The following is a 25,061-nucleotide window of genomic DNA, read 5'->3' as shown; positions in this document are numbered from 1 at the left end:
GTATATCTAAATTTACTTACTAGGCTAGTATACGTAAATAACGTAAATCCGCTGTAGTGGTAATGTAAATGTTTTGTAAATGTTCTTTAAGCAAGCTAAAAAACGTCTAATCATCGCATTGATTAGACGTTTAAGTTATTAAGCTTTAAGCTGTGTTTAATGTTTATACGTTATTAAAAATAATTGTTACCGTTGTGCCAACGCCAACTTGACTTTTCAAACTAATTTCACCGTTTAACTTTGTCACCAATTCTTTAACAATTGCTAAGCCCAAACCAGTACCACTCGCAATTTGCTGCGTCCGCGAAGCATCCCCACGATAAAAACGTTCAAATACACGGGGCAATTGCTTACTTGGAATCCCAATCCCATTGTCCTTAATTTCTAATTGCCAACCTTCATTAATTGGTTGGGCTGTGATTACCACGGCCCCACCTTCTTTATTATATTTGATAGCATTACTAATCACATTTTTAACAATTTGCGTTAAATAATTAGGTTTAGTTGCAACGTTAAATGTCACAGCTGTAGCATTAATAAGTTCAATATTCTTTGTGGCCGCAATGCGTGACATACTCGTAATCTCATCATCAAGCCAGCCTTTAATCATAATTGGCTCATCACTTTGTTCATCACCAACATCTGTCGTCGTAAAACGTGAAATCGATAAAACATCTTCGACTAAATCAATCAAGCGTTTACTTTCATTATTGATAATCGTCAAAAATTGTTCTAACGTCGCCGGATCATCTTTAGCCCCAGCTAATAGCGTTTCCGCAAACCCATTAATTGCGGTAATCGGGGTTTTTAATTCGTGTGAGGCATTGGAAACAAAATCGACTTGCATTTGTTCAAGTTGAACAACTTCGGTTAAGTCATAAATAATAATGACAATTTGAAAGTGGGTTTTAGAAGTTTCGTGGTAAACCATCGTGACTTCTAAATGCTTAATACCTTCATCCGTTTCAATTTGAATTGCTTTACGTTGATCTTGATGGGTTTCCATCGCACATTCCAACATCGCCGTCAAGGCATAGTGATTAGTAATAATACTATATAACAGCTCCCCAATCACTAATTTAACACCCAACAAATGGTTAGCGGCGGCATTCATTATTTTAATTTTACGGTGGTGATTAACAACCAAAACCCCGACTGGTAAATGTTGAATTAATGTTGATAATTCACCTTCTCGCCGACGTAACCAATAAACTTTATTACTTTCAAATGATTGGACCTTATTAATGGCATTAATGACATCATAATAAGGATCACCTTTATCCAATAAAATATGGCTTGGATTTTTTTCGGCAGCAATTGCTTCCAGTTTCTCAGTCATCGCATTTAAATACGTTTGCCTTTGGATAACAATCATTGTGTACATACAAATTTGGACAACCGTGACAACCATGCTGGCAATAATAGCGACCCAAATAAAATTTAACTTCAGCATCGTGTCTAAAATGCGCACTAAAATCAACATAATACTAATGTTAATACTTAGTAAAACGGCACTTATTAAAATAATTCGTCGCCACATTTGTTTTTGCATGGGCTAATCCTTCTTAACTACAAATTGGTAACCAAAACCGCGGACCGTTTTTAGAATTTGTGGATTTTTCACATCTACTTCCAACTTTTCACGTAAGTGTGAAATATGAATGTCGACCATTCGCGTTTCACCAGCATAATCATAGCCCCAAACCCCACTAAGAATTTCTTCACGGCTAAGAACGCGATTTTTACGTTCAACTAAGAACAATAGTAATTCAAATTCTTTTGGGGTCAAATTGATATCATTACCCTCAATTGTGACTGCTTTACGATTTTTATCAATTTGAACACCTGAAAAACGTAAAATTGCACCACTTTCACCCTGATCACTGGCATTAGCTAAATCTTCATACCGCCGCATAACGGCTTTAATCCGTGCCAACACTTCGCGGGGACTAAAAGGCTTCGTAATATAATCATCGGCACCAATTTCTAAGCCGAGCACTTTATCAAATTCATCACCTTTAGCTGTGATAATGATAATTGGAGTTTTTACTTTTTCTTGACGTAATTTTTTAGTGACATCAATCCCATCAATCCCAGGTAGCATCAAATCCAATAAAATTACATCATATTGGTTTGTGCGTCCGGCTTCAAATGCTTGCAAACCATCATTCACAACTTGTACTTCGTAATTTGCTTGTTTTAAATTATATTCAAGCAGTGTTGCAATTGCCGGTTCATCATCGACCACCAAAACTTTTCGCATTCTTAAATCCTCACAGATACATATTTACTATAAGTATACCAAACTAATAAAAAAGCTATACATCTGTTGCTGTATAGCTTTTGTAAATGTTTTGTAAACATAAGTTTATTCTGGATTTTGTAAACTTAATTTCCATTGTAAGTACGCCATAATAAACGGATCAATATTACCATCCATCACGGCTTGCGGATTACTGGTTTCAAAATTTGTCCGGTGATCTTTAACCATACTGTATGGGTGGAAGACATATGAACGAATTTGTGAACCCCAACCATTTTCCATTTGTTCGCCCGCGATGGCCGCACGTTCTTGTTCTTTCTTTTCCATTTCTAATTGATACAACTTTGATTTTAACATCGCTAAGGCTGTATCTTTATTTTGAAATTGTGAACGTTGTGCTTGGGAAGCCACCACAATCCCAGTTGGAATGTGCGTCAACCGCACCGCTGAACTAGTTTTGTTAATGTGTTGTCCCCCAGCCCCGGAAGCCCGGAAAACATCCATTTTAATATCGTCCCAACTAATATCTACTTCGACACTATCATCAATTTCTGGCATTACATCAATTGACACAAATGAAGTGTGCCGACGACCGGCTGAATCAAATGGTGAAATACGGACAAACCGGTGCACACCTTTTTCCGAACGCAAGTATCCATAGGCATTGTACCCTTTAATTGCTAGCGTTACCGATGATACTCCCGCAACGTCATCCGGTTGATAATCCATGATTTCAACTTTGAAATCATGTTGTTCGGCCCAGCGCGTGTACATCCGGAATAAATTCTGGCCCCAATCGGCAGACTCGGTACCCCCAGAACCCGGGTGAATTTCTAAAATGGCATCATTAGCATCATAAGGTTCATTCAATAGTTGCGCCAAGCGATAACTCTCTAAGCGTCCTTCGAGGGTGGTAATTTCCGTCTCTAATTCAGCTTGTAAGTCCTCATCAGGCATTTCGGCTAGTAATTCGATTGTCGTGGCAATATTATCCACCCCATCAACTAAATCCGTGTATTCATCGCGGCGTTTCTTTAATTGATTAGTTTCATCAATAACTTTTTGCGCCGCTTGATTATCATTCCAAAATTCACTTTGGCTCATTTCATATTCATTTTCAGCAATTTGGCCATCTAAAGCATCCAAATCAAGGGATGCCCCAAATTTAGCGACTTCAAGTTGCATAACTTCAAGTTTTTTCTTTGCTTCGCTTAATTCCATGCGCAAGTTTCCTCCTTGTTAGCATCGTATTTACTTAATATTTAAACAGATTCGCGCAAAAAAAATGATTAACTATGGTATAAAACTAGAAAAATCTGACTGAATTACAAATTCGGTCAGATTTTTGGTTTTTTATGCTAGTCTCGACCTTTTTAAACGCGTTCGGGTAACAATTTACATTGTTAAGTTTTGCCGAATTTCAGCTTTCATGAATAAGCGCGTTACGTCATATTCAATATCAGCAATCATTTCTTCAAACATCCGGAACCCTTCTGATTGGTATTCAACTAATGGGTTCAATTGACCATAACCACGAAGACCAATTCCTTGACGTAATTGATCCATTGCATCAATGTGATCAGTCCAGTGACTATCTACAACGCGCAAGATAACAACTCGTTCGAATTCCAACATTTGGGCTGGTTCGTAAAGTAATTTCGCCTTTTCATCGTAAATACCAAGCGCTTTTTGATATAAGAAATCAATCAATTGTTCCTTACTCTTACCGCCTAAATCATTAAGGTTAATTGAGCCTTCAGGAACAATCACGGAAGTGGCAAAATCAACAATCGCATCCAAGTTCCATTCAGCTTCTTTACCAAAGGTGTGGGCATCAACTACGCGCGTAATAGTCCGTTTTACCATTGGTAATAAAACATTTTTCAAATCATCAGTTGCATCAATGATTTGGTTGCGTTCACGGTAAATAACTTCACGTTGTTCACGCATAACATCATCATATTGTAAGACATTTTTACGTGAGTCATAGTTGTTACCTTCAACCCGTTTTTGAGCTGATTCAACCGACCGCGTAATCAAACGGTTTTTAATAACGGCGTCATCATCTTCAAGGTTCATCCGTTCCATGATGGCCCGAATTTTTTCACCACCAAACCGTTGCATCAAATCATCTTCAAGTGATAAGAAGAATTGTGAATATCCCTTATCCCCTTGACGACCTGAACGTCCCCGTAATTGGTTGTCAATCCGCCGTGATTCGTGCCGTTCAGTTCCGATAACTGCTAAACCACCAAGTTCGGAAACTCCCGGTCCAAGCTTAATATCAGTTCCCCGACCAGCCATATTGGTGGCAATCGTTACGGCACCTTGTTGCCCAGCATTAGCAATAATTTCGGCTTCTTTAGCGTGGTTTTTGGCATTCAACACATTGTGCGGAATGTTTTCATTATCAAGTAAGTGAGCTAAGTATTCAGACGTTTCAACCGCAACCGTCCCAATTAAGATTGGTTGACCTTTACTGTGTAGTTCTTTAACTAAGTCAACTACGGCATCAAACTTGTTTTTCAATGATGGATAAAGCAAGTCGGGTTCATCAATCCGTGATACTGGTCGGTTAGTTGGAATTGAAATAACTTCCATGTTGTAAATTTCCCGGAATTCTTCACGTTCGGTTTGCGCCGTCCCCGTCATCCCAGATAGCTTTTTGTACATCCGGAAGAAGTTTTGATAAGTGATGTTGGCCATCGTCTTATTTTCATCTTGAATTTCAACATGTTCCTTAGCTTCAATGGCTTGGTGAAGACCGTCTGAGAAACGACGACCATCCATAATCCGACCGGTAAAGCTATCAACAATCATAACTTCATCGTCTGAAACGACATAGTCTTTATCTTTTAACATAATAAAGTTGGCCCGTAGACTTTGATCCAAGTGGTGCGTCAATGCTGTATTTTCAGCATCATACAAGTTATCAAGATTAAAGAATTCTTCAGCCTTCTTAATTCCAGCATCAGTTAACGTAATCGTCTTAGATTCCAAATCAACTTTGTAATCATCTTTAACCGTTAAAGTCTTAACAAACCGGTCAGCCCGTTGGTATAACGCCGTTGTGCCTGATGATGGGCCAGAGATAATCAATGGTGTCCGCGCTTCATCAATTAAAATTGAGTCAACTTCATCGACAATCGCGAAGTTCAATGGTCGTTGTGACCGTTCTGCTGGATCCGTCACCATGTTATCACGTAAGTAATCAAAACCTAACTCAGAGTTAGTTGAGTACGTAATATCGGCTTGGTATGCAGCCCGCTTTTCTTCAGGACTCATATCAGAAGCATTAACACCAACTGATAAGCCCAACCAATTATAAACTTCACCCATTTCAGCCGCGTCACGTGCAGACAAGTATTCATTAACTGTCACAACGTGGACCCCGTCACCAGAAATCGCGTTCAAATAAACTGCCATTGTGGCCGTCAAAGTCTTACCTTCACCGGTCCGCATTTCGGCAATGTTACCTTCATGTAAAACAGTTGATCCCATAATTTGCACGCGGAATGGGAATAAACCAAGGACCCGCTTATCAGCTTCACGAATCGTCGCAAATGCTTCAGGTAATAATTTATCTAATGATTCACCTTTTTGGTATCGTTCTTGATATTCAGTTGTTTTAGCTTTTAATTCTTCATCGCTTAATGCCGCCATGGCATCAGCATGACTTTCAACATTGTCAGCGATTTTGCTGAGACGTTTTAAATCACGAGTATCGCTTTCAATCCATGTGCGTAAAAAGTTAGCCATAAATTCTAAATCCTTCTTTTCAATTCGATTTTCAGTTTAAATATTGATACTAAGTTAAATTACTCCAACCTATATATTATCAGAAAATATGCAATGATTAAAGAAACTCCCGGTAAAAAAACTTATTTTTCTGACTTTTATCCGATTTTCTTACTATATTATATTGATAATTAATTACTACAAAAAAGCAGCCAACTTAAATTATAAGTTGACTGCTCAAAATAAACATTAATATTTAACTAATCACGGTCAGCTTCAATCAAGCCATAACGACCATCAGCGCGGCGGTACACTACATTAACGCGTTGATCTTCATCTTCAAAGATAAAGAATTCATGACCAAGTAATTCCATTTGAAGCACGGCTTCTTCTGAATCCATTGGCTTCAATGAAATATGCTTATTACGCACAATTTCTAAATTATCTTCGGTATCCACATCAAGATCGGCGGTTTCACCAGTAAAGTCAAGCCCTTTATAACCCTTTTCACGTGACTTACGGTTAACCTTTGTCTTGTGCTTACGGATTTGACGTTCTAATTTATCAACAACTAAATCAATCGCTGCGTATAAATCAGCTTGAGTATCTTCAGCACGTAAAGTTAAGTATGGAAGTGGAATTGTCACTTCAACCTTTGCGGCCTTTTCTGGGTAAACGCCCACTTTTACATGTGCTAATGAATCAGTTGCATCGTCAAGGAAACGGTTTAATTTTTCCAAACGTTTTTCAACATATTCACGGATCGCATCAGTAACCTCAATGTTTACACCACGTACATCAATTTTTAACATAATAAAAATCTCCCTTCGACTTGAAAGCTAAAACTCTCAAGGTTTTGGTGTTAGCAAATACTAAGCATTCGCTTACCTTAATGTAATTATAAACCATCTTTACATTAAATGTAAACGAATTCACTTTACCGACATAAAGTATAACTAACGATTTCCGCCGTTGTATATTGCCTTAGCACGGCTACCGCATGGTGAAGGGTCGTCCCAGTGGTATAAATATCATCTATTAAGACAATCTTTTTAGCTTTAATCGCAGCAACTAAATGCGGATTTACACAAAAAGGTTGCTCGCTAGTTAGGCGCTGTTGACGGTTTCGTTGGGCTTGTTTTTGATCAAATACGGTTGGCTTTACTACCAAAACCTCAACTAATTTTAGTTTATTTTGATTGATTAAAGCTGTGACTTGATTAAATTGCCGTTGCGTACTTTTCATTGGAATTGGTACGTATACGACATCCCCAGCTTGCTTTAGAAAAGCGGTAAATTCAGCTTTAAAAACTTGTGCTAACGTAAAATCGTACTGATACTTATACGCTTGTATAAATTGTTTCATCGTATCATTATAACGTAATAATGCTCGGTTAATCAGGGGGGCGTGTTGCCGATTCCAACGTTGGCAATCAAAACAAACGTCGTGTTCATCTTGTTGGCGATTACACTGGGGACAACCATTTGGGCTTAAATATACGAATTTCGCCCGGCACTTATCGCATATTAATGGCTCTTCAATACTTTTAAACCATAAAATATCAACAAAGGATACTTCATACGTTATAAAAGAGCTACAAAGTTTACAATTCATGTTTAACTCCTTTATTTGCTTGATGATTGAGCCATTTAATCGTTAGCTGGGCTACTAATACTTGCCAACTCGGTTGACTGACAATTGCTAGCACTAACCCCGTTGGCCGTGATATTTTACGACCAACCCGCCCCGCAATTTGCAATAAACTACGACTGGTGAAATTCGGATGATCCGCTCCTAAAATAATGACATCAATATCTGGTAACGTCACCCCACGTTCCAAAATTGTTGTGGTGATCAAATATTGAATTTTACGTTGGCGCATCAACTGAACTTTTTCAGTTCTTTGCAGATCTTGCGCGGAGACACTCATAATTGCTAACGTCTTAAAATGCCGTTGGATAATATGTTCAAGTATTTTTGTTTCCCGAATTGTCGGGACAAAAATCAAGCATTGGTGCTTATTTTGTTGCAGATATTTAGTAAGCAATGCTGGTAATTGCTGTGTATTAATTAATTGGCGCCATTTACTAACTTGGCGCACGTTTATCCGTGGCAATGGATGGCCATGAAAACGGGCTGGTAAATAACTTCGTTTTTGAAATTGTAATAAATGTCGCACCGTTGGCGTTGCGGTTAAACCAATTAACCGCCCCGTAGCTTTTAAGGCGCGTTTAGGTGTATGTTTAAGTAACGGATTATTAACAAACGGAAAAGCATCAATTTCATCTATCACTAATAAATCAAAGGCGGCCGTAAAATTTAATAATTGATGCGTTGTACAAATCACCAATTGCGTGTAATGATATGGTTCCTCCGCTTGTCCATATAACACCACTAACGGGATGTTAGGAAAAACGGCCACAATGCGCGGCGCAATTTCTAAAATGACATCAATGCGGGGAGCCGCAATACAAATCCGCTGCTTATTTGCCAAAGCTTGTGCAATAATTGGAAATAGCATTTCTGTTTTACCAGCACCCGTAACGGCCCAAACTAAATGATGGTGTTGATGGTGGTTAATCTCGGCCACAACTTGCATCTGAGCCGCCGTTAACTGTCCGGACCACTGCCAATTTTCAAAGGGTGGAAACCGATTAGGTTCCGGCACGCTGACTAATATATCTTGGGTTGTCACGCGGCCAAATTGTAAGCAACGGCCACAATAGCGATGGCCATTTGGTAACTGCCACGCTTTCATTATCTGTGCATAACATCTTTGACAATAATTATCTTTAATTGCAGCTTGAACCTGTAACTGTGGATATTTCGTCTGTAATGCTTGTGCTTGGGTATTACGAACCACGACTAATCTCCCATACAAGTTACTCATCAGCATTTTGCTTCTCCTTTCATCTCTTGCTAAAATAGACTCAGGAAAATAAATACGTACTTTTACATAAATTAACCGATAGGAAATTGGCAAATGACTCAATATTTAACCATTACCAGCGATTTCAGCGATGAAACGATTATCAAAAAATCACGGTTTATCGCGAGCCTTAAACGGATTACTTCAGAAGAAGAAGCGTTGGCCTTTATTGCTACCACAAAAAAAACGCATAACAAAGCTAATCATAATTGCTATGCGTTTATGCTTGGTGATCAAGATCAAATTCAACGTGCTAGCGATGATGGTGAACCAAGTGGGACTGCCGGCGTACCTATTTTAGAAGTCCTCAAACGAAATCAAATTCATGATGTTTGCGTCGTTGTTACCCGCTACTTTGGTGGCATCAAACTTGGGGCTGGCGGGTTAATTCGGGCCTATGCTGGCAGTGCTGCAAGTGGGATTGATGCGGTTGGGCTCGTCGAACGCCTCGTTATGCAAACCGTTCATTTAACAATTCAATATAATCAATTAGATTCATTAAATTATTGGTTACAACAAAACGCTTATCCGACGCCTCAAATTGAATATAGTGATGTTGTTACATTAACATTACCCATTCGTTTAACCGAAACAACTTCATTTAGTAAAGCTGTGACTGATTTACTTGGTGGAAATGTCACGCTAACCCTTGGGCAAGAAGGCTATCAAGAGATTCCTTATACTCGGGCATAATTAAAAAGCCATGTCCAAATTGGACATGGCTTTTTTGATTGAATATTTTAAATTAAAACTTTAAATTACTTAACTGAACCTGAAGCGTCACGAGTAACCTTCATGTCAGAAATTGGTAAGTAACCAAGCTTCTTAACAAGACCGTTTTGGATAGCTGGTGAAACCATGTACTTCAAGAAGGCTGCAGTAGCACCCTTAGCTTCACCGTTAGTGTACATGTGTTCGTAACCCCAGATCTTCCAGTCGTTAGTCACAACGTTGGCATCAGTTGGCTTAACGTTATCGATTGAAAGAGCTTGTAAGTTCGCACCTGTAAGGTATGAGAATGCTAAGTATGAGATAGCACCTGGTGTAGTAGCAACGATTTTTTGAACAGTACCGTTAGCGTCTTGTTCTTGAGATGCCTTAGGCTTTGCACCCTTCAAACCAAATTGTTCGAAAGTTACACGAGTACCTGAACCAGCAGCACGGTTAACAAGAACGATCTTTTCATCTGCACCACCAACTTGTTTCCAGTTAGTAATCTTACCAGTAAAGATATCAATCAATTGTTGTTGTGAAACGTTTTTAACTTTAGCGTCTTTGTTAACAACTGGTGCCATACCAACTACGGCAACCTTGTGGTCAACTAACTTGCTTGCATCGATGCTCTTACCTTGTTCAGCAAAAATATCAGAATCACCGATTTGAACAGATCCAGCGGCAACTTGTGAAAGGCCGGCACCTGAACCACCACCTTGAACTTCAACAGAAGCCTTTGGATTGTCATTTTGGAATTGTGCACCAGCTTGTTCAGCCAATGGTTGAAGCGCAGTTGAACCAACGGCAAGCACTTTACCGCTAACTTCGCTTGAGTTTGAACCTGACTTAGCTGAGTTCTTTGAACCAGTGTTTCCACATGCAGCTAACATAAATGCTGCTACTGCAACTGTGGCACCCAATGTGACGATTTTCTTCATAATATTCATACTCCTTCAGCACTTTTAGTGCGAAAATTAATTAATAGCATACTTCAGTAAGCAAGTAAGACGGATTAACTTAATAATAAGTAACGTACAAATAAGTACAGGCGTGGTAGGTATTAACCTTGTCGCACTTGATTACATGTATAAATATATCGCAATAATGTAAACATCATCTACACTTTAAAGTATTGATATTGTAACGCTTTGTAAATGTATCTTTACAATGCAAAAAGCAAATACCGTCATATCGGGCATTTGCTTTTAATTTCATGTTCTTTTTTACATTAAATGTAAGTTTATGCTAAGGCTCCCATTGGATCCCATGGTTGTAATTCGGTTGGCTTTTCATCATATGCTGCCACCAAGTTAGCAGGTAAAAATTCTTTTTTAATAACCACTTGATAACAGTATTCACTCATCCAGTCATCAGACATCGTAAAGTAACCCTTGTTACCAATTTTGTCACCCCATGAATTTTCAACCTTCCATTTAGTTGGTTTGCCATCAACTAAATCAACCCCCGTCAAGACCATAGCATGTGTCATTAAGCTTTCGCCGTAATCTAAACGTTCGGCTTTCGTCATTGAAAGATCAATATCAAACAATTCATCTTCACGATGGATTCCCGTTGCCATCAATCCATTGTCACGTTCAATTTGTGGTCCCATGTCAACTCCAAACCAAACTGATTGGCCCGCACTAAGTTGTTTAATGGCTAATTCTTTAAACGTTGCAATTTCAACATTTAAGTGTTTAACTTCGCGACCACCAACAACGTTACCTAACATCTCAACTGAATAAGTATGATTGTATGGCTTATCTTCAGTGGGTGCATTAATAACTGATACATATTCACTCAAGTCCCAGCCAACATACTTATCGTAAAAACTTTTTGGGGTTAAACCTTGATCTAAATGGTATTCTTGCTTATCATCACGATATTCAAAATCAAATTTTACTGGTGGTTCACCTAACGTTAAGCTTAAGAAGCGGTAAATTTCTTGAAGCATCGCATCTTTAGCGGCTTCAATTGCGTCAGTTTTTGCCCCATCATTAACTAGCTTACGTAAAGTAACCGCATCTTTACGTAACTTCAAGTTAAGTGTGATATTCAATTCACGGGATGCTGATGATGCTTGCGCTTCAGGGTATACACTTTGTGGTACGACCCCATATTTTTCAATCAAGGCTACGATCATATCCCATTGGCCGCCATCTTGTTGTGGCGTTTGCAAAAGGAAGCTAACTTTACGTGAAGATAACGCTTTATCGGCTGTCTTGATAATGTTTTCATAGAAATAATTCGCTTTTTCAAACTTATCCCAGAAGAATGTGTAGTTTTGTGAAAGTTCAAATCCATCCGGTAATTTGAACAAGTCTTTGACTTCATGGCGCATCGTATTAAGCGCGGCAAACATCCAACAACGGCCAGATTGCTTTTGATTAGCCACCTTACCGGTATCTAAATCAATTGAAAAAATTGGCGTATTATCAATAATTGTTTGGGCATCTTGGGCACTCGCATAAATCCCGTTTTTAGTAACAGCACGTCGAATTACGGCCGTACTTGGACGTGCTTGGACATCTTTACAATAGCTTTTAAGTTGTGTTTGTGAAATTGCTTTAGTCATTTCTAAGCCTCCAAAAAAGTTTATACTCCTATCATACGCTTTTCATTAAAAAAAGTTAATCACATTTTAATGTACGAGTAATTTTAAATAAAAAAGCTGTTGTGACAAAACTATTTTCTGGTAGAAATTCACTGCCAAAACGCGCTCCAGAAGTCCGATATATTCGAAATACGACAAAATCCTCTATGAAGAATTTTCTGCATAGAGGATTTTTAGTGTATTTCTCTATATTGCCCGACTGCTGTCACGCTCTCTTTTAAATTAGAATTGGCTTTGGGCCATCATCTTTTGAATTGAAACTGAAATTTTATCCATTTCGGCTTCTTGAATATCACCAGAAGCATTAAAAGCTGCTAAGTCAACTGATTGATCATCAACGTTTAATGAGTTAGTCATTTGACGACAAGCCGCTGCATAGTTAGCGTAGTGCTTCTTCAAGTTTACGTACATCCCCATCATTTTAATTGGAGCTGTCACACTTGCTAAGCGGGTAACGTTTGCTTCGTATACTTCCGTTGCTTCGTTAAATTCAGCGACGATTTCTTGGAATGCTGCTTTATCCATGTTAGCAAGTTCATTTGCTTGCAAAGCATCGTCCAATTTTTCAAAAAATGGAGCGACGTTTTGACCTGTTTGTTCAGTTTCTTCAACTACTGATTGTAAAGTAATTGCGAACTGTTGAATTGATGCGTTTGATTGTTTAGCCATTTGCTGACTCCTAATATAAATATTTTCCCCGTTAATTTAAACCGGTCTTGGTATATTATACCTTAAAATAACGCTGTCGCGGCGGTTAAACACTAACTAACACCCGACTTTAAATTTTATTACCAAAATGGCGTTGGCCCAATTTTACCACCTCAACAACGGCAATCATTAAGAAGGCTGCCATTGCAATGATTCCCCATTGCACTAAGTTAAGTGGTGTCACGTGGAATAAGCCGTTTAAACCAGGGATAAAGACCGTTGCACTAAGTAGAACCGCGGCGATTAAGATTGCCCAGTTAAAGAATTTATTTTTAAAGGCCCCAATAGTAAAGACCGATTGATACACTGACTTCGTTGAAAAGGCATGGACCAATTGTAATAATCCTAACGTCACATACGCCATTGTTAATGCATCGGCATGGGCTAACGCATCATTAGCGTGGACTGGGAAGGTAATTCCAAGCCAATAAACACCTAATGTCAAGAAGCCTTCTAATAATCCTTGATACAAAATGGCCCCTTGGACCCCATTTGATAAGAAATTAGCTAAGCGCCCGCGCGGTTGGCGTTGCATCACTTGCTTTTCGGCCGGTTCAACCCCTAAGGCAATGGCTGGTAAAGTATCCGTAACTAAGTTAATCCACAAAATATGCACTGGTGCTAGAATACTCCAGCCCATTAAGGTCATGATAAACAACGTTAAAACTTCCCCTAAATTAGCTGATAGTAAATATTGGATGGCCTTTTGAATATTCGCAAAGACTTTTCGTCCTTCCTTCACAGCTGAAATAATCGTCGCGAAGTTATCATCGGCTAAGACCATGTCAGCGGCCCCCTTGGATACTTCCGTTCCGGTAATCCCCATCGCAATCCCAATATCAGCATTCTTTAACGCGGGGGCATCATTAACCCCGTCACCGGTCATTGCGACAACTTTACCTTTGGCTTGCCAAGCCTTAACGATGCGCACTTTATGTTCTGGCGCGACTCGGGCATACACGACGTATTGCTCAACTTTTTGCATAAAGGTAGCTTCATCAAGTTGATATAATTCGGCACCGGTAATCACGGCATCTGTCTGATCTGCAGTTAACATACCTAAGCGTTTAGCAATGGCAGCGGCCGTATCACGGTGATCCCCCGTAATCATTAACGGCTTAATTCCCGCGGCTTTAGCGGCTGCAACCGCAGCTTTAACTTCTGGCCGTTCGGGGTCAATCATCCCAACTAATCCCACTAATACTAAGTCATTTTCAACTGCTTGCGAGGTTAATTCAGTGGGCATCACGGTAGCTTTACGATAGGCAAATGCTAACACCCGGAGGGCTTGGGTGGCCATTAAATGATTTTGTGCTAAAATATCGGCCTTATTAGCCGGTGTTAATGGGACTTCAGCTCCGTTAATTAATTGATACTTAACCCGTTCCAATAATTGATCTGGGGCCCCTTTAACCGTAATTAAGTACGCATCACCCGCACTATTTACGGTCGTCATTAACTTACGTTCAGAATCAAAAGGAATTTCAGCCACGCGCTTTTGCTTTTCAAATAACGCTTTGAGTGGCCGGTGATGTTGTTGGTTAAAACTAATTAATGCCGTTTCAGTAGGATCACCAACCAATTGGTCATCAATGATTTTAGTATCATTATTTAACGCCATTATATCCATCAATACTTCTGCATCAGCATTAAGTGGCGTTTGACTATCAAATAATTCGTTTGTAACAAAATATTTTTCAACAGTCATTTTATTTTGGGTTAAAGTCCCAGTTTTATCAGAACCAATGATTTCCGTTGCTCCTAAAGTTTCCACCGCTGGGAGTTTACGAATTAATGCATGCTGCTTTGCCATTCGGGTGGTTCCTAATGCTAACGTAATCGTAACAATTGCTGGGAGCCCTTCTGGAATTGCCGCAACGGCTAACGCGATTGCTACCAAGAGCATATCAATCCAAGTATGTTGATGATTAAGCATCCCGACGATAAATACGACGATGGCAATGAACAAAATCAACCACGTTAACGTTTTACCTAAATGGCGTAAATTTGCTTGTAATGGTGTTTCGTTAACTTTAGCTTGGGTCAACATAGTCGCGATTTGCCCGACTTCGGTATCCATCCCAATGCCCGTCACGATTCCTTGGCCACGGCCATAGGTCACATTACTATTCATAAACGCCAAATTAGTACGATCACCTAATGGTAAGTCGGCAGTGGTTAATGCCACCGTATTTTTTTCAACTGGAATTGATTCACCCGTTAACATCGCTTCATCGATTCGTAGGGATGCTGATTGCGTCAAGCGTAAATCGGCCGGAACAATATCACCAGCCTCTAATAAAACAACGTCCCCTGGTACTAATTCACTCGCGGGTACCGCATGGGTTGTCCCTGCACGAATAACGTGTGCTTGTGGTGCGGCCATGGTTTTTAAAGCCGTAATAGCTTGTTCAGCTTTAGCTTCTTGAAACACGCCAAAAATCGCATTTAAGACGACCACTAATAAGATGATAATCGTATCAACACCTTCACCGGCAAATGCCGCCACAATAGCAGCCACCAGTAAAACCATAATCATCAAATCTTTAAACTGACCAATAAACTTTTGTACCAAGCTGGTATTTTTTTGCTCACTTAATGAGTTGGCACCATATTGGCTTTGCCGTTGTTTAACTTCAGCCGGTTGCAGCCCATTTTCCAAATCAGTCGCCAATTGGGCGGCCACCTCAGTTGGTGCTTGTTGATAACGCTTTAAATCCATGTTTAACTCCCCTTAATTTTCCTTTTTGCACATAAAAAACGCATAACTGCCTTGGCAGTTATGCGTTTTGAGTTTTCGAGTTAAATTTAAAGCTCTAACTCACTTATGCGCAAAAATGCCAACATAAATGAGTCTCACCAATTAAGAATATTGCCGGAATTGCTTCTTGCTGACGACAACATCACATAAGTAATATGCAGGTTACTCCCTCATATATTTATTCTATACATTTAGTATACCGCACTTAACTAAAAATTAACACTTTAAACTTTACTTAATTATTTCTTGTACCAATTATCAAACACTGAAATTGGTAATTGGCGTTTGTGTTCGGTCTTCATATACCAACCTTCAATAATCGTAGCTGTTTCATCAGCTACCACACGTCCTTCAAGATAATTATCAATGTCATCATAGGTCACGCCTAAGGCTACTTCATCTGGTAATGATGGACGGTCTTCTTCCAAATCAGCTGTCGGTACTTTTAAATATAAGTGTTCCGGTGCTGCTAACTCAGCAAGCATGGCTTTACCTTGGCGCTTATCTAAGCGGTATAGTGGCGTAATATCAGCTGCCCCATCCCCAAATTTAGTGTAGAAACCAGTGATTGCTTCAGCGGCGTGGTCCGTACCAATCACCGCCCCACTAGTGGCTCCAGCAATCGCAAACTGGGCAATCATCCGTTGGCGTGCTTTGATATTACCTTTATTGTAGTCGGTAATTTGAATGCCGTCGTTAGCTTCCAATGCAGCAACGGTGGCATCAGTCGCTTCTTTAATGTTGATGCGCACTGAGCGATCAGCATTTTGAAAAGCAATTGCATCCATGGCATCACTTTCATCAGCTTGTTCCCCATAAGGTAAGCGCACGGCAATAAATTGGTATGTTTGATCGCCAGTTTCTGCACGTAATTCGCTAATTGCCATTTGGGCTAATTTGCCGGCTAAGGTTGAATCTTGACCACCACTAATTCCCAATACGAGGGTTTTTAAAAATGGATTGGCGTGCAAGTAATCTTTCAAAAAGTCGACACTCCGACGAATTTCAACTTGTGGATCAATGGTTGCTTGAACCCCTAATTTTTCGATAATTTCAGCTTGTAATGCGCGCATGTTAAACTTCCTCTTCTAACTTAATTTCTAATGCGTTGACATAGTTACGAACATCATGAATCATGTTCATTTTGTGGTCATAAGCACGTTGGGATAAATCAACCGGATAATCTTGGGGATTTAAATCACGGCGGTATTCTTCCCACAAGCTTTCTAAGCTTTGCGCAGAATACGCTTTAATTTCTTCTAGGGTTGGTTGATCATACACTAATTTCCCGTCCTTGAAAATATCAACTAAAATTGGGCGCGCGTTAAAATCAACCACTTCCTTTGAAATATACGTGTAATTCGGGTGGAACATATGCAATGATTTTTCGTGTTGCGGATCTTCATCCCACAAGGCAATGTAATCACCTTCTGATTTACCATCCGCATTCCGGCGAATTCGCCAAACTTGTTTCTTTCCAGGGGTCGAAACTTTTTCAGCATTGTTTGATAGCTTAATCGTATCAACCATTTGACCATGTTGATCTTCAATTGAAACCATCTTGTATACCGCTCCCAAAGCTGGTTGATCGTAGGCGGTAATTAATTTAGTACCAACACCCCAAACATCAATTTTGGCATGTTGCATTTTCAAATTCATGATTGTTTTTTCATCTAAATCATTGGAAGCAAAAATTTTGGCATCTGGGAACCCGGCTTTATCTAATTGCTTACGCACTTGTTTAGAAATATAGGCCATATCACCAGAATCAATCCGAACACCGACGAAATTGATTTTGTCACCCATTTCTTTAGCGACTTTAATGGCTGTTAAAATACCAGACTTTAATGTGTCATAAGTATCAAGTAAGAACACCACATCCTTATGGGTTTGCGCATAGGCTTTAAAAGCTTCATAGTCATTTCGGTATGTTTGAACTAATGAGTGGGCATGCGTTCCAGCAATTGGAATCCCAAATAACTTACCAGCCCGCACATTACTAGTGGCATCAAAGCCCCCAATATAGGCCGCCCGCGTTCCCCAAAGAGCAGCACTAAGTTCTTGGGCCCGGCGCGTTCCAAATTCCATTAGACCATCATTTTCAACAATTGAACGAATCCGCGCGGCTTTCGTTGCAATCAATGTTTGATAGTTAATAATATTTAGCAAGGCTGTTTCTACTAGTTGGGCATCGGCTAAACTAGCCTCCACTTGTAACAAGGGTTCGTTACCAAACATCACTTCCCCTTCGCGAGCGGCGCGCACGGTTCCAGTAAAGCGCCAATCTTTTAAGTACGCCAAAAATTCTGGACTGTAAGTACCTAAAGATGCTAAATATTCAAGATCACTGGCACTAAAATGTAGTTCTTCAAGGAAATTGATAATTCGTTCCAGTCCCGCAAAAATTGCGTAGCCATTCTCAAATGGTAATTTCCGGAAAAAAACTTCAAACACCGCTTGGCGATCTTGAATTCCTTGTGACCAATAAGTCTGCACCATGTTAATTTGATACGCATCGGTATGCAACATTAAACTATCATCAGGATATTTAAATTCCATTGTATTGTCCTCTTCGTCTGCAATGATTTAACTACAATTATATCACTTGCCATTATTAATTTATGGAAATAATCCCCAAACATAAATATTCTTTTATTTTCCCCGTATTTGCATTACAATGAATATTTATGATTTTTTGCCACACACATATAAAGGATATATAAATTAATATGCACACCCGTATACACCCTACTCAATCATTACGTATTGCCGTGACCCTTTCATTACTCGGAGGCTATTTAGATGCTTTTTGTTATTTAAATTTTGATGGCCACTTTGCGAGCTTGCAATCCGGTAACATCATTATGTTAACCGTTAATTTATTTAATCACCATTTTGCAACTGCGCTTTCATATTTAATTCCCCTAGCAACATTTGTTTTGGGAGCTGGTTGTAACTATATTTGTCGCCACCACTTCCCGGAAAATCAGACCTATGTTTGGCAAGAACTTAGCTTGATTATTGAATTAATTGGTTTTTTCATCTGTGGCCTGTTTGCAAGTACGTTAAATGAACATATTTTAATTGGGATTATGGCTTTCTTTGCGGCCATTCAAGCAGACACTCTCAATTCAGTCCATGGCGTAACCTATGCGGCAATTATGAGTACTAATAATTTAAAAACGTTAGGCTCAAGTATTGGCGAATTTTTTCTCACCCGCCAAAAAAGCGCATTACGTAACACCATCAATTTTGCAGCCATTATCTTTGCCTTCTTTATCGGCGCCGTTTTAGCAACTATCGGTACCGAATATTTGGGGGTCCACGCCTTATTTGGGCTGTGCATTTTCATAATTATGGCCTTAGTTATTTTACGCCATCATCTATTCAATCATGCCACCGTTACCCAAGTTAAATAGTCACAAGGGGCTGTGACCGAAGTCGGGCGATATCGAGAAATACTAGCAAAAAAAGCCAGGAAAATTTACTTTTCCTAGCTTTTTTTGCGTATATTTCGAATATATCGGACTTCTGGAGCGCGTTTTGATAGCAATTTAGTACTTGAAAAGGGTTATGTCAGAACCCCTTTTATTTGCGTTTAAACGACTTTGTAACAAAAATAAAAACTTTTAATTATTTATTTATACAAGCGTTGTTTAACTTTTAATAATGGCATTGCAATCACTGGTACAATGATAATTCCGGCAATAACTTCAAAAATCCCATTGAACCCAACAATAATTGATAAGAACCAACCTAAGAAATGTTGGCTTTGCCCTAGATTAATAAATTGGTGCCAATCAACGTGAAAGAATGTGAAGCCAATCCACGTAAATAAGGTCACAATTCCGGTATTAACTAAAGCTGCCAAGGCCCCCGCTAGTCCAAGTTGCCAAACTTTAACATTGGTCGCATTCGTTGTTGGTTTGATGACCAAACTAACTGCCACCGCAATTAAGACACTCGCCCCAATCGCCGTAAAAGGATTCATAAAAATCAATGATCCCACTGAGAATGGTGTTGTAAAGGCTTGCCAAATTCGGATTAAGCCCCAGAATAAGCCTAAGATTAAACCTGAGCGTAAACCCAGGAAAATCGTACCAAGGGCAACCGTAAATTGAATAATGGTCACTGAAGCGCCCACTACGACCGCCCCTAATGGAATATAACCTAAAAATGGTACCAATACTTGCAGTAGAATAATCGCCATAAAAATTGCTGTTAAGACCAATTGACGGATATTTCGCATATTATTATAACCTCCGTTTAATTTTATTTGAAAATGTGACGTTTACTTATCCTTTTGTCATCAATAATCGCTATAATAAGGAAAGGTACAAATTATTATAACTTATCTAACTATGGAAAGGAAATTGCTTATGTCTCAACTTCTTGCTACTTTCTGTGAAATACCAGAGGACGTCTTAGAAGAACTTCAAGCTAATGATACCACTGTTATTGATTTTAAAGATCTCCAACCAGAGGACTATCCTAATGTATCAATCCTCCTAGGATGGGATGCCAAAATTGGCAACGCTATTTTGGATGAACCAACCTCTAAGTTAAAATGGATTCAAACCCACAGTGCTGGGATTGATTACTTACCACATGATAAAATTGCTGCAAAAAATATTACGGTTACTAATGCCAGTGGCGTTCACGCCGAACAAATCTCACAATCTGTAATTGGTGATATTTTATACTTCACCCGTGGCTTAAATACCCACGTGACTAATAGTGCCAACAAAGTTTGGGATGACGTTACTGGTAATACTTATGTCCTCAGTGAACTTAAAGTCTTAATCTTAGGGACTGGGAACATTGGGATTGAACTTGCCAAAAACTTGCACGCGTTACACGTTAAAGTCAGTGGAATTAATCACAGCGGCCGGGCGGTTGAAGGCTTTGATAAAACCTACGCCATTGCCGACTATGCTACCGCGGTCAAAGATGCTGATATTATCGTTAACATTTTGCCAGGTACTGAAGAAACACGGGACTTCTTTAACGATGAATTCTTTAGCCACATCGATGATTTATTTATGTTCATCAATGTTGGTCGCGGCTTCTCAGTTGATAATGCAGCCTTAGTTAAAGCCGTTACAGCTAAAAAAGTCCGCTATGTTGCATTAGACGTGACTAATCCTGAACCATTACCAACTGACAGTATCTTATGGGATATTCCAGAAGTTTTAATTACTAGTCATACTACTGGTCAGTCACACGACTATAATTTACGCTTAGTTCGTATTTTCCAACAAAACTTACCAAGTTACTTTAAGGACGGTTCATTCATCCGTAACGTGGTTGATTTAGATAAGGGTTACTAATTACGAATTATTTAAAACCAAAAAAGTCGCAAGAATTTTAAATTCTTACGACTTTTTTATTTATACAAAATTATAGATAGTGCCGGACTTTAGAATTTCGTGAACCATATACCGCATACCAAATTAAACCAAGGACTTGCCAAATGACGAAAACTTTCCATGTAATCATTTCAAGTTGCAACATCAAGAAGACACATAATGCAAATGATAAAATTGGGACAACTGGGTAAAATGGAACTTTAAAGCCTTGGCGGTTATCCTTAAATTGTGGATCCCGACGTAAGAACACAATTCCAAGTGATACTAAGGCAAAGGCAAACAATGTTCCGATATTAACCAATTCTGCGATGGTTTGCAATGGCACAACCCCACCGATAAAGGCCGCTAATACCCCAAAGATAATAGTACTTGCCGCGGGAACCTTTGAACGTTCAGACACTTTACTAAAGGCCTTTGGCAATAAACCATCCCGTGAAATAGCAAATAATAACCGATTACCACCAAATGACATGACCATTAACACTGTCGTCATCCCAATAACTGCTCCAAGTGACACAATGCCGGCCACCCAGTTTTGGTGAATCAATGTCAATGCATAGGCCACTGGGTCACCTTGGTGCGCTGGACTAGCTAAATCTTTGTAGTTAACAACCCCAACTAACACCGCTGATAAAGTCATGTAAAGGAGTGAGGCCACCCCCAATGAACCGATAATCCCAATTGGCATGTCACGCTTAGGATTTTTAACTTCTTCTGAGGCCGTTGAGACCGCATCAAAGCCAATGTAAGCATAAAAAGCCGTAGCCGCTCCGGCGACAATCCCTGCAAAGCCATAGTGGTGCACACCAGCGGCATCAGTAAAGCCTTTTGGAATGAATGGGACAAAGTTACCTGATTTAATAAAGAACGCCCCCACACCAATAAAAAGTAAGATAACGGCAATTTTAACAATAACCATAATTTCATTAACGCGCGTTGATTCACGGACACCACTAATTAGGAGTGTTGTCACGATTAAAACAATAATAATAGCAATAATATCAATACCCTTACCATTGGCATGTTGGAGGTATGTTGGGAGGACAACGCCAAACCCACCTAATAAATTTTGAAAATATGCTGACCATGAGCCAGCCACTGATGACACCGCGAATAGGTATTCTGATACTAATGACCAACCTAGAATCCACGCAATAATTTCACCAAACACTGAATACGCATACGTGTACGCACTACCAGCCAACGGAATCGTTGAAGCAAATTCGGCATAACATAATGCTGCCAAAGCACAGACAACAGCAGCTAATAGGAATGATAGAATAACGGCGGGTCCCGCGTACTTTCCAGCAATAATCCCTGGCGTGATAAAAATCCCCGCCCCAACGATTGCTCCTACTCCCATTGTTGTCAATCCAAACGCACTCAACGACCGTTCAAGAACCGGCTGTTTAGCAAGATCAGCTGCAACATCTTTTTTCGTAAAGATACTTACATGATTTGCTGCCATAAACATTACCTTCTTTCTATATGATTATTAGATAATACACATTTTTTCATAAAAGCGAAAGCCTTTTTTCATAAAAAAATATCAATTAAATAATAATATCAAAAAACACCTAATAATTCTATACAACTTTTATCTTATAATCATCACTTGCAGATATTTGTTTCTTTCGTTGTATTCGTTTTAAAATCTTAGTCTGGTAAATAAAAAAAACAGTTGCTAATCAATTAACAACTGCTTTTTATTTAAAAATAAAGCGTGATTATTTCCAATTTTATTTTTAAAAAAATTTTAAGTTAAGCGGTAATTTCTCATTTAAAAATTAAAATTCGCTGCTTTAATCATTTAAAGTTTGGAAACGCGGATCCATCACATCTAACCCATATTGATTTTCTAAATCATTAATAATTGTGCGTACTTCATCAGTTGAATTAGCTTCCATTAACTTTTCGCGTAATTCATGGGCGTTACGTAAACCGCGCACATAAATTTTAAAGAACCGACGTAAAGCAACAAATTTACGTGAACCAAATCGATTGTAGAAATCATCAAACAAATCTAATTGGAAACGTAATAAATCAAACGTTTCTTTTAATGTATGATCTTTTGGTTCTAATTCAAAACAGAATGGATTTGTAAAAATTCCCCGACCAATCATGAAACCGTCGACACCTGGGTGTTGTTTACCTAGTTCCATTGCATGGCTGGCATTTTCAATATCCCCATTAATTTGTAATAGCGTATTGGGGGCAATTTCATCACGCATCTTCACGATTTCATCAATTAATTCATAGTGGGCTGGTACGCGTGACATTTCTTGCCGTGTCCGTAAGTGGACGGTCAATAATGGTAAGTCTTGCTTTAACAAGAACGGTAACCATGTGTACATCTCTTCAATTTTTGCAAACCCAATCCGGGTCTTAACACTAACTGGTACACCAGCTTTACGAGCCGCCGCAATAATTGCTTCAGCAGCTTCTGGGTGGCGAATTAAATCACTCCCTCCACCGTTTTTAACGACTGTGCCATCTGGGCAACCCATGTTAAGGTCAATGGCTTTATATCCCATCGCAACAACTTCAGGTACCGTCTTTTCAAAATCTTCTGGCTTATCACCCCATAGTTGCGCCACTGGGAAAGCTTCCGCTGGGTCAACATATAAACGCCCTTGCACGGAAAACTTCGCTTGGGGGTGGGTAATTGAACGTGCATGCGTGAATTCAGTAAAGAATACATCAGGGGCACATGCTTTAGCTACCACTTGCCGAAATACGGTATCCGTAACGGCTTCCATGGGTGCTAAAGTTAAAAAAGGTCGTTTGTTGCCATTTGCATCTTTTGCATTGGCAGCAACTTCATTCCAAAAATTTGTCGTCTTCTCTGTCATTTTAACTACTCCTTAAATCAACATCGCGACCCATTTCAATGCTTCCTGGCTGTTAAAGACACCAAATAGTAGCCGCCAAATTTTTAATAATACACTAAGTAATAAGTATGCGACTTTTTACATCAATTAGCAAGTCTTTAACTTAACCAATAAAAATTAAGCCTAAAATCATTCCAATAATAAACAAAGCCATTAAAATAACGGTGTTTTTAATCGTTAACAAGAATGAACCGCGCTTCGTTCGATCATGCCAGAAAAACTTAAAGTGCTTAATAATCACTGGAATAGCAATAATCGTAATTAACACCGTCCATGGTAAAATGCCCATTACAACCGCAGCAATTAAACTCGCATAACCTAATACATATAAAATTAAGTATAAAATCAAACCCTTTGTTTGCCCTAAGTAAAAGGCTAACGTGTGGCGATCTTCTTTAATATCTTCTGGTAAATCACCGATGTTGTTGGCTAGCATAATATTGGCAATACTAAAGACTCCTAAACCAGAAACGAGGAAAACTTGGCCAGCTAAGCGCCAATCAACATGCGTTGGATTGTTCAACAAGACTACCAATAAGACAATAATGTACCCCATTGTAAGACCTGAAGCTAATTCACCAAAGGGGGTGCGTGAAATTGGTTTGGGCCCAGCTGAGTAGAAAAAAGCTACGGCATAACTAATCAAACTAAGTAATGGCCATAACCAGCCACCCACGCGCGCCCAAGTTGCAAACCCAAGAACTGTTGCAAGTACAACTAAGACTGCCAAAACTGTCATAACTTGTTTTTTAGCAACACCTTCACGACCAATCACGTCATTAATACCAGCTTTAAACGTTTCATGCTTGGCGTTGGTAAAATCTTGGAAATTATCCCAAACATTAGCAGCCAAATGAAATGAAACGGCGGCAATGAAAAACATTACAATTGATAGCCAATCTATTTTTAAGCCTGCATATGCTGAATATAATAAACCAACTAAAAACGGCAAGACACTAGCAATGCCGGATTTAATTTCAACTAAATCAAGTAGAACTTTTTTTTGCATTTTCTTCTCCATTAAACATATCTTTTACTAATAAAAAGGTCGACCCATTTCTGGATCGACCTTT

Annotated in this window: 20 protein-coding genes; 3 read left to right on the top strand and 17 right to left on the bottom strand. The window is 39.2% G+C overall.

Translation table 11 applies throughout. The annotated features are described in order from the left end of the window. Nucleotides 1-163: 163 nt before the first annotated feature. The 7 genes from LQZ76_RS03465 to LQZ76_RS03435 form a co-directional block, all read right to left on the bottom strand. Nucleotides 164-1,552, bottom strand: a complete 1,389-nt coding sequence (locus tag LQZ76_RS03465) for a sensor histidine kinase (protein ID WP_230098372.1) — start codon at nt 1,550-1,552, stop codon at nt 164-166. 3 nt (nt 1,553-1,555) lie between these two features. Beyond that, nucleotides 1,556-2,263 (bottom strand): response regulator transcription factor, encoded by a 708-nt coding sequence (locus tag LQZ76_RS03460; RefSeq protein ID WP_230098371.1) that lies wholly within the window; start codon nt 2,261-2,263, stop codon nt 1,556-1,558. 105 nt (nt 2,264-2,368) lie between these two features. Beyond that, nucleotides 2,369-3,484: a peptide chain release factor 2 gene (prfB, locus tag LQZ76_RS03455; protein ID WP_230098370.1), complete on the bottom strand. Its 1,116-nt coding sequence runs from the start codon at nt 3,482-3,484 to the stop codon at nt 2,369-2,371. Between the two features lie 174 nt (nt 3,485-3,658). Beyond that, on the bottom strand, nt 3,659-6,022 hold the full coding sequence (gene secA, locus LQZ76_RS03450; protein WP_230098369.1) for a preprotein translocase subunit SecA: 2,364 nt from the start codon (nt 6,020-6,022) through the stop codon (nt 3,659-3,661). A gap of 239 nt (nt 6,023-6,261) precedes the next feature. Continuing rightward, a complete protein-coding gene (gene hpf, locus LQZ76_RS03445) occupies nt 6,262-6,813 on the bottom strand; it encodes a ribosome hibernation-promoting factor, HPF/YfiA family (protein WP_230098368.1) in 552 nt (183 codons plus the stop codon). A 125-nt stretch (nt 6,814-6,938) separates the two neighbouring features. Next, nucleotides 6,939-7,367 (bottom strand): ComF family protein, encoded by a 429-nt coding sequence (locus LQZ76_RS03440; RefSeq protein ID WP_230098367.1) that lies wholly within the window; start codon nt 7,365-7,367, stop codon nt 6,939-6,941. Nucleotides 7,368-7,605: 238 nt separating this feature from the next. Next, a complete protein-coding gene (locus LQZ76_RS03435) occupies nt 7,606-8,892 on the bottom strand; it encodes a helicase-related protein (protein WP_230098366.1) in 1,287 nt (428 codons plus the stop codon). 93 nt (nt 8,893-8,985) lie between these two features. Here LQZ76_RS03435 and LQZ76_RS03430 point away from each other — a divergent pair, with 93 nt between their 5' ends. After that, a complete protein-coding gene (locus tag LQZ76_RS03430; RefSeq protein ID WP_230098365.1) occupies nt 8,986-9,624 on the top strand; it encodes a YigZ family protein in 639 nt (212 codons plus the stop codon). Between the two features lie 65 nt (nt 9,625-9,689). Here the strand turns inward: LQZ76_RS03430 and LQZ76_RS03425 are convergent, their stop codons facing one another. From LQZ76_RS03425 to LQZ76_RS03400, 6 genes are all read right to left on the bottom strand, one after another. Next, the gene (locus LQZ76_RS03425; protein WP_230098364.1) at nt 9,690-10,583 is read right to left on the bottom strand and encodes a phosphate ABC transporter substrate-binding protein; all 894 of its coding nucleotides are present in this window, start codon (nt 10,581-10,583) and stop codon (nt 9,690-9,692) included. Nucleotides 10,584-10,885: 302 nt separating this feature from the next. Then, on the bottom strand, nt 10,886-12,220 hold the full coding sequence (locus tag LQZ76_RS03420) for a C1 family peptidase (RefSeq protein WP_230098363.1): 1,335 nt from the start codon (nt 12,218-12,220) through the stop codon (nt 10,886-10,888). Nucleotides 12,221-12,481: 261 nt separating this feature from the next. Next, nucleotides 12,482-12,928, bottom strand: a complete 447-nt coding sequence (locus LQZ76_RS03415) for a hypothetical protein (protein WP_230098362.1) — start codon at nt 12,926-12,928, stop codon at nt 12,482-12,484. 109 nt (nt 12,929-13,037) lie between these two features. Next, the gene (locus LQZ76_RS03410; protein ID WP_230098361.1) at nt 13,038-15,689 is read right to left on the bottom strand and encodes a cation-translocating P-type ATPase; all 2,652 of its coding nucleotides are present in this window, start codon (nt 15,687-15,689) and stop codon (nt 13,038-13,040) included. A gap of 278 nt (nt 15,690-15,967) precedes the next feature. After that, nucleotides 15,968-16,801, bottom strand: a complete 834-nt coding sequence (gene nadE, locus LQZ76_RS03405) for an NAD(+) synthase (protein ID WP_230098360.1) — start codon at nt 16,799-16,801, stop codon at nt 15,968-15,970. Nucleotide 16,802: 1 nt separating this feature from the next. Then, the gene (locus tag LQZ76_RS03400; protein WP_230098359.1) at nt 16,803-18,287 is read right to left on the bottom strand and encodes a nicotinate phosphoribosyltransferase; all 1,485 of its coding nucleotides are present in this window, start codon (nt 18,285-18,287) and stop codon (nt 16,803-16,805) included. A gap of 170 nt (nt 18,288-18,457) precedes the next feature. Here LQZ76_RS03400 and LQZ76_RS03395 point away from each other — a divergent pair, with 170 nt between their 5' ends. Next, entirely contained in the window at nt 18,458-19,147 is a 690-nt protein-coding gene (locus LQZ76_RS03395; protein WP_230098358.1) for a YoaK family protein, read from the top strand. Nucleotides 19,148-19,365: 218 nt separating this feature from the next. Here LQZ76_RS03395 and LQZ76_RS03390 read toward each other — a convergent pair whose 3' ends face one another. Beyond that, the gene (locus tag LQZ76_RS03390) at nt 19,366-19,977 is read right to left on the bottom strand and encodes an ECF transporter S component (protein ID WP_230098357.1); all 612 of its coding nucleotides are present in this window, start codon (nt 19,975-19,977) and stop codon (nt 19,366-19,368) included. A gap of 130 nt (nt 19,978-20,107) precedes the next feature. Between LQZ76_RS03390 and LQZ76_RS03385 the strand changes: the two genes are divergently transcribed. Next, nucleotides 20,108-21,058 (top strand): NAD(P)-dependent oxidoreductase, encoded by a 951-nt coding sequence (locus LQZ76_RS03385; RefSeq protein WP_230098356.1) that lies wholly within the window; start codon nt 20,108-20,110, stop codon nt 21,056-21,058. Nucleotides 21,059-21,128: 70 nt separating this feature from the next. Here the strand turns inward: LQZ76_RS03385 and LQZ76_RS03380 are convergent, their stop codons facing one another. From LQZ76_RS03380 to LQZ76_RS03370, 3 genes are all read right to left on the bottom strand, one after another. Continuing rightward, nucleotides 21,129-22,565, bottom strand: coding sequence for an amino acid permease (locus LQZ76_RS03380; RefSeq protein ID WP_230098355.1), 1,437 nt, complete (start codon nt 22,563-22,565; stop codon nt 21,129-21,131). Between the two features lie 334 nt (nt 22,566-22,899). Continuing rightward, nucleotides 22,900-23,949: a tRNA dihydrouridine synthase gene (locus LQZ76_RS03375; protein ID WP_168722213.1), complete on the bottom strand. Its 1,050-nt coding sequence runs from the start codon at nt 23,947-23,949 to the stop codon at nt 22,900-22,902. A gap of 142 nt (nt 23,950-24,091) precedes the next feature. Further along, complete coding sequence (locus LQZ76_RS03370) at nt 24,092-24,997, bottom strand: UbiA family prenyltransferase (RefSeq protein ID WP_230098354.1); 906 nt, start codon at nt 24,995-24,997, stop codon at nt 24,092-24,094. Nucleotides 24,998-25,061 lie beyond the last annotated feature (64 nt).

It is taken from the genome of Periweissella ghanensis (assembly GCF_918814755.1).
GTDB lineage: Bacteria > Bacillota > Bacilli > Lactobacillales > Lactobacillaceae > Periweissella > Periweissella ghanensis.
Note: the sequence above shows the minus strand (reverse complement) of the source record. Positions and strands in the feature narration are given on the sequence as shown.